Genomic DNA, 17,125 nt, shown 5'->3' with positions numbered 1-17,125 from the left:
CCCGGCATCTCCACCACCGGGCGCCGGGCCGGGACCTTCTGCCTGGTCCTGGTGCTCGCGCTGATGGGCCAGGCCACCTATGTCCAGGTGTTCCGGGCCGGGTCGCTGAACGACAACCCGGCCAACCAGCGGCAGACCGTCCAGCGCTACGCCCAGCCGCGCGGCAACATCCTGGTCGGGGCCGACCCGGTCACCGGCTCGGCCCCGACCGGCGGGCGGTACGCCTACAAGCGCACCTACACCGACGGGCCGACCTGGGCGGCGGTCACCGGCTACTCCTCGCAGACGTACGGGAACACCCAGCTCGAAGGGGTCGAGGACGACCTGCTCTCCGGCACCGACTCCCGGCTGGCGGGCTGGGCGCTCTGGGACGCGATCGCCCGAAAGCAGAACCCGGGCGGCGATGTCCACACCACGCTGAACCGGGCCGCCCAGCAGGCGGCGGTGAAGGGCCTCGGCAGGCAGACCGGTGCGGTCGCCGCGATCGAGCCGGCCACCGGCCGGATCCTCGCGCTGGCCTCCACCCCGAGCTACGACCCGGGCAGCTTCGCCGGCTCCTCGGCCGCCGACCAGGACGCCTGGAACAGGCTGCAGGCCGACAAGGACCAGCCGATGCTGAACCGGGCGCTCCGTCAGATCTACCCGCCCGGGTCCACCTTCAAGGTGGTCACCGCCGCCGCCGCGCTGGCCGACGGCGTGGTCACCGACATCAACGCGCCCACCGCCGCGCCGTACCCCTTCGTGATGCCGGGCACCACCACCGAGCTGGTCAACGACACCAGCGCCTGCGACAGCCCGGGACAGTCGCTGGACGAGGCGATGGTCAGGTCCTGCAACAGCGTGATGGGCTACCTCGGCACCCGGGTCGGCCTGGAGAAGATGGTCGCGATGGCGCAGAACTTCGGCTTCAACGACGCGAAGCTGGACATTCCGGTCCGGGCCGCCCGGTCGAACTTCGACACGCAGATGAACGCCTCGCAGGTCGCGCTCTCCTCGATCGGCCAGTTCGACACCGCCGCCACCCCGCTGGTGATGGCGATGGTCGCGGCGGGTGTCGCCAACAACGGCACCGTGATGTATCCACAGCTTGTGGACAAGCTGACGAAGAGCGACGGCAGCTCGGTCCAGGTGATGCGGCCCGCCACCTACCGGCAGGCGATGAGCCCCACCGTGGCCGGCCAGGTGCAGAAGCTGATGACCGACGTGGTCGAGACCGGCACCGGCCGGAGCGCCCGGATCACCGGCGCCACCGTCGGCGGCAAGACCGGTACCGCGCAGCAGGGCGTCGACAACTCCGGCATCCCGTACGCCTGGTTCATCTCCTGGGCCAGACCGAGCGGCTCCAACCAGGTGCCCCCGGTGGCCGTCGCCGTGGTGATCGCCGACAGCAACGCCACCGACGTCACCGGCGGCGGGCTGGCCGCCCCGATCGCCAGGTCGGTCATGCAGGCCGTCCTGAGCGGCGGCTGACGATCCGGAGCCGCACTGTGACAGAGGATGTGGCGGCAGTCACGGCCCGGTCGGCCGGGCTCGGCTAGCGTGGACGACTTCGTGCCGCGCCATAGGGGGAACTGTCATGCCGTCACACCGTCGAACCCGGTCCCTGCGCTCGACGGCGAGCCGTCATGCCTGACCGGCTCAGGGCGCTGATGCGGACCAGTACGGCCAGTACGGCGCTGGTCGCGCTGGCGCTGCTCTCGGTCTTCGCGGTGGTGCGGCACTTCCACGGCTTCAACATGGTGGACATGCTGGTCTACCGGGCCGAGGGCTCGGCGGTCGCCAACCACCAGGACCTGTACGCGATGCGCCTCCCCGGCTGGGACCTGGCCGCCACCTACCCGCCGTTCGCCGCGATGCTCTTCGTGCCGGGCACCTGGTTCGACGTCTCGCTGCTGCGGGTGCTGGTGACGCTGGGGAACGTGGCCCTGCTGGCCCTGCTGGCGCACCTCTCGTTCCGCCTGGTCGGCTGGCCCGGGCGCGGGAACACCGGGCCGGCGATCCTGCTCGCCACCGGCCTCGGGGTCTTTCTGGAGCCCGTCTACACCACCTTCCAGTACGGCCAGATCAACCTGCTGATCGCCTGTCTGGTGCTCTGGGACCTCACCCGCTCGGACGCCAACCGCCTCAAGGGCGTGGGCATCGGCCTGGCCATCGGCATCAAGCTCACCCCCGGCGTGTTCACCGTCTACCTGCTGCTGACCGGCCGGATCCGGGCCGCCGGGGTGTCGGTGGCCGTCTTCCTGACCACCGTGCTGCTCGGCACCGTCGTGGTGCCGGGCGACTCGTACGGCTTCTGGACCGAGTACCTCTGGGACCCCCGCCGGGTCGGCGTCATCGAACTGGTGGACAACCAGTCACTCCGGGGGATGGTGGCGCGGCTGCTCTCCACCAACGACCCGGGGCTGCTCGCCGGCGCGGTGACCGGCATCACCGGCCTGTTCGGCTTCGCGGTCGCGGCGCTCGCCGCACGCTCGCGGCTGCGCCGGGCCGAGGCCTGGGCCGTGGTCACGGTGGCGCTCACCGGGGTGCTGATCTCGCCGATCAGCTGGAGCCACCACTGGGTCTGGTGCGTGCCGCTGCTGATCCTGCTCTGCGCCGAGGCGGCCCAGGAGGCACGGGTCAGGGGCCGGTTCGGCCGCTCCTGGCGGGACCGTCGCTGGCGTGTCCTGCTGACGGTCACCACCCTGGTCTTCGGCAGCCATCTACTCTGGACCGTGCCCAAGCGTCCCGGCCTCGGCATCGAGCCGTACTGGCAGCCCGTCAGTTCGCTCTACCCCCTGGCCGGCCTTGCGGTGCTCGCACTGACCGCCGTACGGCTCCGGCGCAGCGCCCGCCGGGTGATCCCGGTCCGGGCGGTGCCGATCGAATCCGTGCTGTTCAAGTAGATATGACGTGATGTGACGCTCCAGCCTGTCGACCGGCCGCGCCTCCGGGCTGCCCGGCTGCTGCCCGTGCCCGGCCCGGGAGCCGGGCTCTCCGCGACCCGCCGAGGCCTGCTGTCGGCGTTGCTCTGCCTGGCGGTCTGCCTGGCGATCGGGTTCCAGCAGTGGTCGGCCCTCCAGCTGGGGGGCTTCGACGTCGGGATCTTCGACCAGGGGGTGCGCGGGTACGCGCACTTCGGGCTGCCGGTCTCCTCACTGAAGTCCTTCCACCACGAGTTCCCGCCGGGCTTCTCGCTGCTGGGGGACCACTTCTCCCCGGTGCTGGCGCTGATCGCTCCGCTGTACTGGGTCTGGGACGACCCGCGTTCGCTGATCATCGGTCAGGCCGTGCTGTTCGCCGCCGGCGTCCCGCTGGCCCGGCGGATCGCGGCCCGCTGCTTCGCCCAGGCCGACCCGGGCACCGCCCGGTGGGCGGTCGACCTGGCCGGACTCGCGTACGGCCTCGGCTGGCCGCTGCTGGTCGCCTCGCGCGGCGGCTTCCACGAGGTGGCGTTCGCCGCGCCCCTGACGCTGCTGATGTTCGAGCGCGGCCAGGCCCGCCGGTACGGCGGAGTAGTGCTGGCGGCGCTGCTGCTCTGCGGCACCAAGGAGGACCTCGGCCTGCTGGTCGGCGCGTACGGTCTGGTGCTCATCCTGCGGGCCCGTCCCACCCGGGACCGGCGGCAGCTCCGCTACGGTCTCGCCCTGCTGGTCGGAGGCCCGCTGGCCGCCATGGTGGCGATCACCTGGCTGATCCCGGCGATGGGCGGCCAGCCGGGCTACTACTGGAACTACACCGCGCTCGGCACCGACGGCGGCGACGCCCTGCGCAACGTGCTGGACAACCCGCTGCTGCTGGTGCGGGCGGCCTTCGACGCCCCGCTCAAGCCGCTGCTGCTGCTCTGGCTGCTCGGCACCACGCTGGCGCTGCCGCTCCGCTCGGCCACCGCGCTGTGCGCACTCCCGCTGCTGGCCGAGCGGATCCTCTCCAGCAACCCCAACCACTGGTCGATCGCCCGGCACTACGACGTCTTCCTCTGGCCGGTGCTGGTGACCGCCACCCTGGAGGTGCTCGGTCGGCTCTGCGCGGACGGCCGCCCCCAGGCCCTGGCCCGCCGGGCCGGGCTCGCGGTGGTCGGCGTGACCCTGGTCGCCGCCGTGCCGATCGGTCTGGCCGGGCTGGCCATACCGTCTCACTGGACGCCGAACAGCAGCCTGGCCGCCCTGCTCAGGGGCGCCGCGCTGATCCCCGACGGAGCATCGGTGGAGGCGGACAACCAGGTGGCGGTACGGCTCACCGCGCGCGCCGACGTGGTGCTGGTGGACGGTACGCCGCGCGGCCGCGAGTACGTGCTGATGAGGTCGGACAAGCGGTCGTTCCCGTTCGCCACCGACACCGAGCAGGCCGCCCGGATCAGCCTGCTGCTCGCGCACGGCTACACCCGGGTCTGGTCCGAGGACGGCGCGGTGCTGCTGAAGCGCACCTCCGACCAGCCGATCCCGGGCGAGGCCGTCCCCGGCCCCGGCAGCACGCCGGTGCAGGACGTGGTCCCGTCCGACGTCGGCCGGAACCTGTTCCGGGGCTGATCCTGCGGGCCACCGTCCGACGATCCGTACAAGGCCGTCTCCGGTGTGCTCCGTTTGCGTGACTTGTGGCGTCCCGGGCTGCTGTCCCATCTTTGTCCGGTTGATTCAGGTTTTCCCCCGCCCAGAAGGAACCACCCCTTGAGCACCCAGAGCACCCCCGGCTCGCGCCTGCTCCGGAAGAAGCCGGTCGCCACCCTGATCGCCGAGAGCGGGGCGGCCGACGCGCCGCCCGCCGGAGCACCCGAGGAGGGCGGCCGGTCCGGCATCCACCTGCGCCGCTCGATCGGCCTCTGGCAGCTGTCCTCGATCGGCATCGGCGCCACCGTCGGCACCGGCATCTTCTTCGTGCTCAGCAGCGCGGTGCCCGAGGCCGGGCCCGCCGTGGTGCTCTCCTTCCTGCTCGCCGCGGTGACCGCCGGACTCACGGCGCTCTGCTACGCCGAGATGGCCTCGGCGATCCCGGTCTCCGGCTCGTCCTACTCCTACGCGTACGCGACCCTCGGCGAGATCGTCGCCTTCGGGGTCGGGGTCTGCCTGCTGCTGGAGTACGGGGTCTCGGCCTCGGCGATCGCGGTCAGCTGGGGGCAGTACCTGAACAAGTTCTTCGACCTGGCCTTCGGCTTCACGCTGCCGGAGTGGATGGCCAACCCGCCCGGCGCCGGCGGAGTGTTCAACCTGCCCGCGGTGATCCTGGTGGCGATGGTGGTCACGCTGCTGATCCGCGGTGCGAGCGAGTCCGCCAAGGTGAACGCGACCATGGTGGCCATCAAGATCGTCATCCTGCTGCTGTTCGTCGCGATCGGCCTGACGGGCTTTCACTCCGGCAACCTGACCCCGTTCATGCCGCTCGGCGTCGGTGGTGTCGGGGTGGCCGCGTCCAGCATCTTCTTCTCCTTCATCGGTCTGGACGCGGTGTCCACGGCGGGTGAGGAGGTCAAGAACCCGCGTCGGACCCTGCCGGCCGCGATCATCATCTCGCTGGTGGTGGTCACCCTGCTCTACATCGGCGTGGCGATCACCGCGATCGGTGCCCAGCCCTGGCAGCAGTTCGACGGCCAGGAGGCCGGGCTCGCGCAGATCCTCCAGGACGTCACCGGACAGACCTGGCCCGCCGCCGTGTTCGCGGTCGGTGCGATCGTCTCGATCTTCAGCATCACCCTGGTGGTGATCTACGGTCAGACCCGCATCCTGTACTCGATGGGCCGGGACGGCATGCTGCCGAAGAAGTTCGCCGAGCTCTCACCGAGGACCGGCACCCCGGTCTGGAACACCCTGGTGGTCGGCGTCGGTGTCGCGGCGCTCGCCGCCTTCGTGCCGTTGGACATCCTCACCGACCTGACCAGCCTGGGCACCCTGGTGGCGTTCTCGGTGGTGTCGGTCGGCGTCATCATCCTGCGCCGGACCCAGCCCGACCTGCCGCGCGGCTTCAAGGTCCCCGGCTACCCGGTGGTGCCGGTGCTCAGCGTCGGCTTCTGCGTGTACCTCATCCTCAAGCTGCACCCGCTCACGTACGTGTTCTTCGGGGCGGCCCTGGCCGTCGCCGCCGCCGTCTACTTCGGCTACAGCGTCAAGCACTCGAAGCTCGACCAGCCCGATTCGGAACTCACCCGGACGGGTTGACCTGCGGTGGACCCGGCGTCCCGGTGCCGGGTCCGCCCAACAGCTCCACATAACAGTTGCCTCCCCTGCGGCGGAACAGCCGAACCCAGCCCCTACCCTTCCAGCATGGCGACCACCCGAACCCCCGGCGTACCCGAGCAGGCGGTCTGCACCCTGCACGAGGCACCCAGGTCAGGGGTGGTCGCCGCCCGGATACCGGACCAGCGCACGGCCGGACGGTCCGCAGACCGGCTCCGGCCGACCCAGCGGCGGACCGTCCAGGTGCTGGGCTGCGCGGTCGCGGCCGGCTGGGCGACCGCCTTCCCACTGGTCTCCGACCTGCGGAACCAGATCTTCTGGGGCACGGTCGCGGCGCCCGCCTACGGCCTGGCGGCCCTGCTCTGCCTCGCCCTGCCGCGCAGGTACTCGGCGCGGGCGGCGGCGGGGGTCGCCGTGCTCGGCGCGGTGCTGCTGCCGCTGGTGCTGCTGGTCCTCCAGGGCCGGTACCAATCCGAGGTGATGGTGGTCGAACGCTCGGCCCACCTGTTGCTGCACACCGGCAGCCCGTACCTGCCGAACCCGGCCCTGGTCACCGACTACGACCCCTACCTGCCGACGATGGCGCTGTTCGGACTGCCCAGGGCGCTGCTCGGCAGCGGCAACCCGGTGGCCACCGTGCTCGGGGACGCCCGGATCTGGTTCGCCGTCACCTTCCTGGCCTGCCTGCTCGCCTGCTGGCGGCTGCTCAGACCACGGGGCTCGGCCTCCCCGCTCCTGCCGCTGGCCACCCTGACGGCCTCCCCGCTGATCGCCCTCGCGCTGGTCGTCGGCGGGGTCGACCTGCCGCTGATCGGGGTCTGCTGCCTGGCGCTGTCGCTGGCCGCCCGGGGGCGGGCGGTCGCCGCCGGGCTGGTGCTGGTGCTGGCCTGCACCCTCAAGTGGACCGCCTGGCCCGCGTTGCCGGTGGCGGCGCTGCTGCTCTGGCAGTTGTACGGCCGCCGCCCGGCCGCCCGCGCCACCCTGACCGCGGTGGCCGGCAGCACCGCGGTGGTGCTGCCGTACCTGCTGACCCAGGGCGCGGTCCTGCGCGAACAGGTGGTGCGGTTCCCGCTCGGGCTGACCGCCGTACACACCCCGGCCGGCAGCCCGCTGCCGGGCAAGGTGCTGGCCGGGTTCGGCCCGACCGGGCACACCATCTCGCTCACCCTGCTCTGCCTCGGCGCGCTCGGGGTGGCGATCTGGCTGCTGGCCTACCCGCCGACCTCCGCCGTCGCCGCCTGCGACGTGCTGGCGGTCGGCCTGACCGTCGCCTTCACCCTCGCCCCGGCCGGCCGGTTCGGCTACCTGGCCCTCCCGGCGGTCCTGGTGATCTGGCCCCGGCTGGCCGCCAACCCCCGCCCGCTGGACCGACTCACCACGATCCTGACGGGGGTTCAGCTCTGACCCGGACCGACCCGTGGGACGATTCGGGCATGGTGCAACATAGAGGACGGCGGCAGTTCCTCGGACTCGCCGTGGCGGCAGCCGGTCTGACGGCCTGTGGGAGCGCCGCGACCCCCGAGCCGCAGCGGGCGGAGAGCGCGCCGCCGGCGCCAGGACCCTCGCCGGTCCGGGCCGAGAACGACCGGCCGGGCGACACCGACTGGAAGGTCACCGCACCGGGACCGCAGGACGCGATCGAGGGCTTCACCGACCGGGTCAGCGTGCTCCCCGGCGAACCGCTCGGACTGCACGTGTCCACCACCGCCCCCGGCTTCACCGTCTCCGCGTACCGGATGGGCTGGTACGGCGGCGCCCGGGCCCGGCTGGTCTGGAAGTCCGACCGGCTGCCCGGAGCGGCCCGCCCCGGGCCCACCGTGGCCGCCGTGACCAGGACCGTCAGGGCCGGCTGGCCGAAGAGCACCACGATCGACACCACCGGCTGGCCCGAGGGCAGCTACCTGCTCCGGCTGGACGCGGTCGGCGCTCCCGGCCAGCGCTACACGCCGGTCACCGTCCGGTCGAAGGAGGCCGCGGGGCGGACCGTGCTGGTGAACGCCGTGGCCACCTGGCAGGCGTACAACGAGTGGGGCGGCCACAGCCTCTACAACGGCCCGACCGGCGGCTACGCCACCCGGTCGATGGAGGTCAGCTTCGACCGGCCGTACCGCTACGACGACGGCGCCGGATTGTTCCTGGTGTACGAGGCCCCGCTGATCGCCCTGGCCGAACGGCTCGGACTGCCGCTGGGCTACACCACCGGCGTGGACCTGGCCCGCGAACCCGAACTCCTGCGCGGAGCACGAGCGGTGGTCTCCCTGGGCCACGACGAGTACTGGTCCGACGAGCAGCGGCGGCACGTCACCGCCGCCCGCGACGCGGGCACCAACCTGGCCGTCCTGGGCGCCAACTGCTGCTACCGCAGGGTCCGTTACGAACCCTCGGAGCTCGGCCCGGACCGGACGGTGGTGTGCTGGAAGTCCGACTACCGCGACGACCCCGGCTTCCGGGCCGGCCGCCCCGCCACCACCGACTTCCGGGCGGGACCGGGCGCCGATCCGGAGAGCGGCCTGCTCGGCGTCAGCTACGACGGCTACCCGGTGGACGCGCCGTACGTGGTCAGCAACCCCGGCCACTGGCTGCTCGCCGGGACGGGCGCCAAGGAGGGCGACAGCTTCCCGCACCTGGTCGGGGTCGAGTACGACCTGGTCCCCACGGACCGCCCGGCGGCGTTCCCGACCGAGATCGTCTCCCGCTCACCGGTGGTCTGCGAGGGCCGCCGCAGCCGGGCCGAGTCGGCGTACGGCACGGTGCCGAGCGGGGCCGGGGTGTTCGCCACCGGCACCATGCGCTGGGTGGAGGCGCTGGACGCCAACGGGCCCGGCGGCACCCGGGCCGACCACGGGATGGACCACCGGGCCGGGACGTTCACCCGGCAGGTCACCGAGAACCTGCTGCGGGCCTTCGCCACCGGCCCGGCGGGCCGTCAGCACCCCGTGGGCAGCTGACCGTCGGGCCGTTGCCGCCCGCGGGTACCTGACCGTCAGCCGTTGCCGACCTTGAGCACCAGCGCGGAGGCCGGCCCCGCAGCCGCGGCGCCGTGGCCGCCCCCGCCGACCTCGGCGGCCACCGCGAGGTTGCCCCGGTAAGCGGTGAACCAGCTGTTGTCGTCGGCCTGGCCGTTGACCTGGGCGGTACCGGTCTTGGCGCCCGCCCCGGCGGTGATGCCGCTCATCGCCCCGGCGGCGGTGCCGCTGGTGGCGGTCAGGTTCATCATCGCGCGCAGGCCCTGGAGCGTGGTCGGGGAGAGCGTCCGCTCGGCCTTCAGCTGCTCGGCCCCCGGCACCAGGATCGGCTGCCGGAAGACGCCGCTCTGCACGGTCGCGGAGATCGAGGCCATGGTGAGGGCGTTCATGGTGATGCTGCCCTGGCCGATCAGCTGGGCGGCGCGCTGGTTGTCCCCGGACGGCGCCGGGGCCTTGGCGGGGGCCAGCAGCATGCCGGTCTTCCAGGTCGGGCCGATGCCGAAGGCGTCCTTGGCGAGGGATTCCATGTCCCCGCTCTTGAGCACCTCCAGACCCTTCTTGATCATGGCGGTGTTGCAGGACTGGGCGAGATCCTGGGAGAACTTCCAGTCCTCGTGCGGCTCGGTGAAGTCGTTCTTGAAGGTCTGTCCCGCCACGCTCAGGGTGGCGGGGCAGGGCAGGACGTCGTCCGGCTTGACCCCGGCCTCCAGCAGGGCGGCGGCCGTGATCACCTTCATGGTGGAGCCGGGGGCGATCGCGGCCAGGAAGGCCCGGTTCTGCCCGCCGGCCGGGGCGTTGGCGAAGGCCAGCACGTTGCCGGTGCTGGGCTCGATCGCCACCAGCGAGGCCGGCAGGGTGCCGCCCTTGGAGGCGGCCGCGACCGCCTTCTCGGCCTCCGCCTGGAGCCTGCCGTCGAGGGTGAGCTTCAGCGAGGGCGCGGGCTTCGGGTCGGTGATCGTGAACAGCTTGTCAGGGGTGCCGCTGCCGTCGTCCTTGGTGATCACCACGCCGGTCCCGGCGTCCTCCGGGGCCCCGGAGGCGTTCTGCTTGAACTTGGCCATCAGGGCGGGGGTCAGCGAGGGGTAGTTGAGCGGCTTCCCGTTCCGGTCCAGCACCATCGGGGGCTCGGCGAAGACCGGCTTCACCGCGATGCTCTCGCCGGTGTCCAGCTTCGGGTGGACCACGTTCGCGGTCCAGTGCACGGCGGCCTTGCCGTCGCTCATCTTGACCAGGCCGAGCCGGCCGTCGTAGTTCCACACGTTGGTGGTCCCGGCGAACTCCACCCGGGCCTTGAAGCTCAGCGGCACCTCCGTACCGGCCGGAGCGCTCGCACTCGCGGCGGGGCTGGCCTTCGCCGAGGCGGAGGGGCCGGCGGACGGGCTCGCGGACGCGGTCGGCGCACCACCGGGGGTCAGGGTGAGGGCGCTCGGCTTCACCTTGTCCTGGAAGGCCTTCAGGGTGGCGATGGCGGTGTCCGGGCTGTCGGTCAGCGCCCCGGCCGCCTCCAGGTCACCCTTGGCCCACGCCTCCAGGAACGCCTTGGCCCCGGCTGCGGCCAGGTCGGCGCTGGGCGCCTCGGCCACCACGGTCCGTACCTTCGGCGTCTTGGACTCGTTCCCGGTGACCGCGTCGTACACGTTGTACGCGCCGAATCCGGCCGCACCGACCAGTGCCGTGCAGACGGTGGCGATGCCTATCTTGGCGCCTCTGTTCATAATGCTGAATTCCCCCGATGGTCATGGCAGGTCCAGTCCACAGTAGGTGGGGGAACTCCGTGCACCGGCATTCACCCCGACGGTTGTGACCCACCTGGTACACGGGGCGGGTGGTACCTCAGATCCAGCTGTTGAACCACATCCGGGCGCGCCAGTCCTCCATCGGGATGGTCTGGCCCGTGTAGATCGGGAGGAAGTAGAGGAAGTTCCACATCACCAGCAGGACCAACAGCCCGGCCGCCGTCCCGCCGACCACCCGCCGGTCCCTGGAGGCCGTTGCCGGACCGATCAGCGCCCCGAGCATCAGGGTCACCGCCAGGACCAGGAACGGCACGAAGACCACGGCGTAGAACAGGAAGATCGTGCGCTCCTGGTACAGGAACCACGGCAGGTACCCGGCGCCCAGCCCGCACAGGATCGCGCCCGCCCGCCAGTCCCGCCGCAGCACCCAGCGGTACAGGCAGAACAGCACCGCGACCAGGCCCGTCCACCAGAGCAGCGGCGTGCCGATCCCGAGCACCTCGGCCGCGCACTCGGCCACCTTGCAGCCGGACTGGCCCAGCTTGGGTGACTCGTAGGAGAACGAGACCGGACGGCCGACCAGCAGCCAGCTCCACGGGTTGGACTGGTAGGTGTGCGGGCTGGTCAGGCCGACGTGGAAGTCCCACATCGTCGCGTGGTAGTGCCAGAGGCTGCGCAGCGCGTCCGGAACCCAGGTCAGGTCGACCTGGAACGGCATCTTGACGCCCCTGACGGACTCGGGCGAGAGCCCGCCCCGGTGCAGGGCCCAGTCGCGGCCGTACCCGCCCTTGCCCGGCTCGGTGCTGGACATGAACCAGCCGGTCCAGGAGGCCACGTACACCGAGACCGCGATCGCCGGCAGCAGCAGCCCCACGAACACGGCGTCCCAGAGCGCGTACGCCAGCGGGAACCTCACCCCGGCCAGCTTCCGTGCCCCGTAGTCCCAGCAGAGGCCGAGCGCGATGAACGCGAGCAGGATGTACGCCCCGCTCCACTTGGTCGCCAGGGTGAGCCCGATGCACACCGCCGCCGCCAGCCGGTACGGCCGCCAACCGAGAAAGAGCAGCCAGGTGTCGCCGATCGGGCCCTGTTCCAGGCGACGGGCGATCAGCGCCCTGGTCCGGTCCCGGTCGAGCAGCAGGAAGCCGAACGCGGCCAGGCACCAGAACATCACCACCATGTCGAGCAGCGCCGACCGGCTCATCACGAAGTGCAGCCCGTCCACCGCCAGCAGCAGCCCGGCCACCGAGCCCAGCAGGGTGGAGCGGAACAGCCGCCGCCCGATCCGGGCGATCATCAGCACCGACAGCGTGCCGAGCACCGCCACCGCGAACCGCCAGCCGAACGGGTTCATCCCGAACCAGTGCTCGCCCAGGCCGATCAGCCACTTCCCGACCGGCGGATGGACGATGTAGGACGGGTCGGCCCGGAACGGGATGGACGGCTGGGGCGAGAGGATCTTGCCGTTGGCGTCGTCCGGCCAGCTGGTCTCGTAGCCGACCTGCCAGAGCGAGTAGGCGTCCTTGGCGTAGTACGTCTCATCGAAGATCATCGCGTGCGGGGAGCCCAGGCCGCTGAACCGCAGCACCCCGGCGAACACAGCCACCGCGAGCGGTCCGAGCCAGCCCGCCCAGCGGCACAGCCAGGACCACAGCGCGTCCGGCAGCCGCACTCCGAGGCGGAGCAGTACCGGCGACGGCGGCACCCGACGGGGCGTCACCCCGGGGCCGTCCGGCATCGGCGGCACCAGCCGCTCGGCCGTCCCGGCCCGCTCGGGCGCCCGGTAGCCGAACCGTTCCAGCCCCTGTCGCCAGCCCGGCCGCTCGGTCTCACCGGCCCGGGGCCCCGGAACCTGGGCAGCGTCTTCCAGCAGGACCGCTCCGCCAACCGGCCCCTCAGGGCCCTTTTCGCCGCTCACCCGCCACATCGTAGGGGCGGCTCCTGAGCAGGCAACGGCTCGCCGTGATCCTGCCCCTTTCCTCACCATTTCTGCTGCGCCCGCACGCGGCGCTCAGACGCTTGGGACCAGGTGGCGACGGCGGCCTTTGAAAGGTGATCGTCGGGCAGGTGGTCAGCGACATTCGTCTGACCCGAACGCCAGATCTCCTCCCAGGTGCCCGAGCCCTTCGACCGCGCGGGCGGGCGCCCTGCGCAGGCGCAGCCCGGAGCGCCCGCGAAAAGCTGGGAGGATGGGTGCGTGACAGGCGTACTCGTGCTCGCAGGAACCCCCATCGGTGACGTCTCGGACGCGCCGCCCCGGCTGCTCACCGAGCTGGCCACCGCAGACGTGATCGCGGCGGAGGACACCCGCCGCCTCCGCCGGCTGACCCAGGCGCTCGGGGTGACCCCGACCGGGCGGGTGCTGTCGTACTTCGAGGGCAACGAGGTGGGCCGGACCCCGGAGCTGGTCGAGGCGTTGCAGAGCGGCGCCCGGGTGCTGCTGGTGACCGACGCCGGGATGCCGTCCGTCTCGGACCCGGGGTACCGGCTGGTGGACGCTGCCGTGGCCGTCGGGATCAAGGTCACCGCCGTACCTGGACCGTCCGCCGTGCTCACCGCGCTGGCGCTGTCCGGCCTGCCGGTGGACCGGTTCACCTTCGAGGGGTTCCTGCCCCGGAAGAACGGTGACCGGGCCCGGACGCTGGCCGAGCTCAAGGCCGAACCCCGCACGATGGTGTTCTTCGAGGCCCCGCACCGGATCGCCGAATCGCTCGCCGCGATGGCGGACGCCTTCGGGGCCGACCGCCCCGCCGCCGTCTGCCGCGAGCTGACCAAGACGTACGAGGAGATCAAGCGCGGCGGCCTGGCCGAGCTTGCCGCCTGGGCCGCCGACGGGGTCCGGGGCGAGATCACCGTGGTGGTGGCGGGGGCCCCGCCGGCCGCGCCGCAGGAGCACACGCCGGCCGAGCTGGCCCGGCTGGTCACCCTGCGGGAGCAGGAGGCGGGCGAGCGCCGCAAGGAGGCGATCGCCTCGGTCGCCGCCGAGCTCGGGCTGCCCAAGCGGGCGGTCTTCGACGCGGTGGTGGCGGCCAAACACGGCGGCTGACGCCGGACCCCTGACGCGCGTACCGTGGAGGAAGCACTCCGTAAAGCCATGGCTTGTTGAAGTTTTGGCCCCGTTGTCGTACAGGCATTTCCAATTCGGTGCCAAGCTTCGGAAACCCGGTTGGCGAAGTGCGGGCCCCGGGCATTCCCTGGGATGGAAAGACCCGTGCCGGGCGAACGCCCGGCGGGCGCAGGGAGACCGCCATGAGCGACACGATCGGCAGTCCGACGAACTCGAGCGACACGCTGGGCATGACCAGGCCGCACACGCCGGTGGAGACCGTCCGTGAGGCGTACTCCTTCGCCTGCCTGAGCTGCGGCTACGGGTGGGAGCAGGACTACCGGATCGAGCACCACGTGGCCCGGGACGGGCACGCCGTGATCGAGTACCACGCCAACGGCGTCCGGGTTCCCTCCCCGCTGCTCAAGCCGACCTGCCCGGGCTGCGGCGGCCACACCGTGCGGATCATGCGGGAGGGCCGGGTCGCCTCGGCCCAACACTCCTGGCACCACGCCCCCGGCTACGCCGGCCGGGCCGAGCCGGAGCACCCGGAGCAGCCGCACACCCGGCTGCCGCACCGCTCGTTCGGGGCCTGGCTGCGCTCGCTCTTCGGCCGCGCGGCCTGACACCCGCAGCGGAGGAACCACCCCGCGGTAATCGAGTCGAGGGTGGTTCCTTCGCGCGGCTAAGATTTCCGACCATGGCGGCCACTGCAGACCACAGCACCACCGAGGCATCGAACTCGGCCTACTACGTCACCACCCCGATCTACTACGTGAACGATCGCCCGCACCTGGGCCATGCGTACACCACCGTCGCCGGGGACGTCCTCACCCGCTGGCACCGCCAGCGCGGGGAGAAGGTGTGGTACCTGACCGGTACCGACGAACACGGCCAGAAGATCATGCGCACGGCGGAGGCCAACGGCGTCACGCCGCAGGAGTGGTGCGACAAGCTGGTCGAGGAGGAGTGGAAGCCGCTCTGGCAGCACCTCAACGTTGCCAACGACGACTTCATCCGCACCACCCAGCAGCGGCACACCGACCGGGTCCAGGAGTTCGTCCAGGACCTGTTCGACAAGGGCGAGATCTACAAGGGCGGCTACGAGGGCCCGTACTGCGTCGGCTGCGAGGAGTACAAGCTCCCCGGCGAGTTGCTGCCGGGCGCCACCGAGGGCGAGAAGCTCTGCCCGGTGCACAAGAAGCCGGTCGAGTGGCTGGAGGAGGAGAACTACTTCTTCCGGCTCTCCGCGTACGGCCCGAAGCTGCTGGAGTTCTACGCCCAGAACCCCGACTTCATCGCCCCGGCCTCGGCCCGCAACGAGGTGCTCCGCTTCGTCGAGCAGGACCTCAAGGACCTGTCGATCTCCCGCTCCACCTTCAACTGGGGCGTCCCACTGCCCTGGGACGAGAAGCACGTGCTGTACGTCTGGGTGGACGCGCTGCAGAACTACATCACCGCCGCCGGGTACGGCGCCGACCCGGAGCGGTTCGCCGAGCTGTGGCCGGCCTCGGTGCACCTGGTGGGCAAGGACATCCTGCGGTTCCACGCGGTGATCTGGCCCGCGATGCTGATGGCGGCCGGCCTGCCGCTGCCCAAGCGGGTGGTGGCCAACGGCTGGCTGATGGTCGGCGGCGAGAAGATGAGCAAGTCCAACCTGACCGGCATCTCGCCGCAGGACCTCACCTCGCACTTCGGGGTGGACGCGTACCGCTACTACTTCCTGCGGGCGATCCCGTTCGGCACCGACGGCTCGTTCTCCTGGGAGGACTTCTCCGCCCGGTACACCTCGGAGCTGGCCAACGACTTCGGCAACCTGGCCTCCCGGGTGGCGGCCATGGTCGGCAAGTACTTCGAGGGCTCGCTGCCCGCCGCCACGGCGGCCGGTGCGGCCGAGCAGGCGATCGCCGAGGGGCTGGTGACGGCCACCGGGCTGGCCGACCGCAAGATCGGCGAGGAGCTGGACTTCGCGGGCGGCATCGCGGCCGTCTTCGACTTCATCAAGCAGGTCAACGGCTACCTCACCGAGCAGGAGCCGTGGAAGGTCGCCAAGGACACCTCCGAGGAGGGTCAGGCGCGGCTCGCCACCATCCTGTACACCGCCGCCGAGGCGCTGCGGGCCACCGCCGTGCTGCTCAACCCGCTCATGCCGGCCACCGCCGAGAAGCTGTGGGAGTCGCTCGGCGCGGAGCCGGAGCTCGGCCCGCTGGCCGCGCAGACCATCGCCACCGTCGCCGACTGGGGTCGCCTGCCGGTGGGTGCCACGGTGACCAAGGGCGACATCCTGTTCCCCCGCCTGGAAGAGAAGCCCGCCGTCTGATGGCCGACGACCGCTCGACCCCGCCGCCGCTGCCCGTCCCCCTCGGGGTGGCGGTCGCCGACTCGCACACCCACCTGGACATGCAGTCCGGCACCCCCGCCGAGAGCCTGGCCAAGGCCGCCTCGGTGGGGGTGACCACCGTGGTCCAGGTGGGCTGCGACGTGGCCGGCTCCCGCTGGGCGGCCGAGCTGGCGGCGGAGTTCGAGCAGGTCCACGCGGCCGTCGCGCTGCACCCCAACGAGGCGCCCCGGCTGGTGCTCGGCGACCCGGACGGCTGGTCGGGGCAGCGCCGGGAGCCGGGCGGCTCGCCCGCGCTGGAGGCCGCGCTGGCCGAGATCGACCGGCTGGCCGCGCTGCCGCAGGTGCTCGCGGTCGGCGAGACCGGCCTGGACTACTTCAGGACCGGGCCCGAGGGCGTGGACATCCAGAAGGAGTCGTTCCGCCGGCACATCGAGATCGCCAAGCGGCACGGCAAGGCCCTGGTGATCCACGACCGGGACGCCCACCAGGACGTGATCGACGTCCTGCTGGCCGAGGGCGCGCCCGAGCGGACGGTCTTCCACTGCTACTCCGGCGACGCCGAGATGGCCAAGGTCTGCGCCGAGCACGGCTGGTACCTGTCCTTCGCCGGACCCGTCACCTTCAAGGCCAACCAGCCGCTCCGCGACGCGCTGCTGGCCACCCCGCTGGACCGGGTGCTGATCGAGACCGACGCGCCATTCCTCACCCCGCACCCGTACCGGGGCCGACCCAACGCGCCGTACCTGATCCCGGTGACGCTGCGCTCGATGGCGGCCACCCTGGGCCTGTCCGACGACGGCCTCGCCACCGCGATCGCCGCCAACACGGCCCGCGCCTTCGGGTACTGAGGCCCTCCGGCCGGTGGTGGGCGGCGTCGCGGCGCGGGCCCG

Annotated in this window: 12 protein-coding genes; 10 read left to right on the top strand and 2 right to left on the bottom strand. The window is 71.9% G+C overall.

Features of this window, described 5'->3' with window-relative positions:
- The first annotated feature begins 63 nt into the window (after positions 1 to 63).
- The 6 genes from ACKUU6_RS13620 (at position 64) to ACKUU6_RS13595 (ending at position 9,094) form a co-directional block, all read left to right on the top strand.
- Positions 64 to 1,470, top strand: a complete 1,407-nt coding sequence (locus ACKUU6_RS13620; protein ID WP_407992122.1) for a penicillin-binding transpeptidase domain-containing protein — start codon at positions 64 to 66, stop codon at positions 1,468 to 1,470.
- 155 nt (positions 1,471 to 1,625) lie between these two features.
- Entirely contained in the window at positions 1,626 to 2,885 is a 1,260-nt protein-coding gene (locus tag ACKUU6_RS13615) for a glycosyltransferase 87 family protein (RefSeq protein WP_407988777.1), read from the top strand.
- Positions 2,886 to 2,897: 12 nt separating this feature from the next.
- Complete coding sequence (locus tag ACKUU6_RS13610) at positions 2,898 to 4,508, top strand: DUF2079 domain-containing protein (protein ID WP_407988776.1); 1,611 nt, start codon at positions 2,898 to 2,900, stop codon at positions 4,506 to 4,508.
- Positions 4,509 to 4,646: 138 nt separating this feature from the next.
- Positions 4,647 to 6,128 carry an amino acid permease gene (locus ACKUU6_RS13605; protein WP_407988775.1) on the top strand — a complete coding sequence of 494 codons (1,482 nt, stop codon included), beginning with the start codon at positions 4,647 to 4,649 and terminating at the stop codon, positions 6,126 to 6,128.
- Positions 6,129 to 6,233: 105 nt separating this feature from the next.
- A complete protein-coding gene (locus ACKUU6_RS13600) occupies positions 6,234 to 7,550 on the top strand; it encodes a glycosyltransferase 87 family protein (protein WP_407988774.1) in 1,317 nt (438 codons plus the stop codon).
- 29 nt (positions 7,551 to 7,579) lie between these two features.
- Positions 7,580 to 9,094: a N,N-dimethylformamidase beta subunit family domain-containing protein gene (locus ACKUU6_RS13595; protein ID WP_407988773.1), complete on the top strand. Its 1,515-nt coding sequence runs from the start codon at positions 7,580 to 7,582 to the stop codon at positions 9,092 to 9,094.
- A 35-nt stretch (positions 9,095 to 9,129) separates the two neighbouring features.
- Here the strand turns inward: ACKUU6_RS13595 and ACKUU6_RS13590 are convergent, their stop codons facing one another.
- Together ACKUU6_RS13590 and ACKUU6_RS13585 are read right to left on the bottom strand one after the other, a co-directional pair.
- Positions 9,130 to 10,827: a penicillin-binding transpeptidase domain-containing protein gene (locus ACKUU6_RS13590; protein WP_407988772.1), complete on the bottom strand. Its 1,698-nt coding sequence runs from the start codon at positions 10,825 to 10,827 to the stop codon at positions 9,130 to 9,132.
- A gap of 118 nt (positions 10,828 to 10,945) precedes the next feature.
- Positions 10,946 to 12,721, bottom strand: coding sequence for a dolichyl-phosphate-mannose--protein mannosyltransferase (locus ACKUU6_RS13585; protein ID WP_407992121.1), 1,776 nt, complete (start codon positions 12,719 to 12,721; stop codon positions 10,946 to 10,948).
- A gap of 324 nt (positions 12,722 to 13,045) precedes the next feature.
- Between ACKUU6_RS13585 and rsmI the strand changes: the two genes are divergently transcribed.
- The 4 genes from rsmI (at position 13,046) to ACKUU6_RS13565 (ending at position 17,083) form a co-directional block, all read left to right on the top strand.
- The gene (rsmI, locus tag ACKUU6_RS13580; protein ID WP_407988771.1) at positions 13,046 to 13,894 is read left to right on the top strand and encodes a 16S rRNA (cytidine(1402)-2'-O)-methyltransferase; all 849 of its coding nucleotides are present in this window, start codon (positions 13,046 to 13,048) and stop codon (positions 13,892 to 13,894) included.
- Positions 13,895 to 14,145: 251 nt separating this feature from the next.
- Complete coding sequence (locus tag ACKUU6_RS13575; RefSeq protein ID WP_407992120.1) at positions 14,146 to 14,520, top strand: hypothetical protein; 375 nt, start codon at positions 14,146 to 14,148, stop codon at positions 14,518 to 14,520.
- Positions 14,521 to 14,594: 74 nt separating this feature from the next.
- Positions 14,595 to 16,214, top strand: a complete 1,620-nt coding sequence (gene metG, locus ACKUU6_RS13570) for a methionine--tRNA ligase (protein WP_407988770.1) — start codon at positions 14,595 to 14,597, stop codon at positions 16,212 to 16,214.
- A complete protein-coding gene (locus ACKUU6_RS13565; RefSeq protein WP_407988769.1) occupies positions 16,214 to 17,083 on the top strand; it encodes a TatD family hydrolase in 870 nt (289 codons plus the stop codon). The genes metG and ACKUU6_RS13565 overlap by 1 nt, the downstream gene beginning before the upstream one ends.
- The last annotated feature ends 42 nt before the right edge of the window (positions 17,084 to 17,125 follow it).

Source organism: Kitasatospora sp. CMC57, assembly GCF_045866025.2.
Lineage (GTDB): Bacteria > Actinomycetota > Actinomycetes > Streptomycetales > Streptomycetaceae > Kitasatospora.
This window is presented reverse-complemented; position numbering and strand designations above follow the sequence as displayed.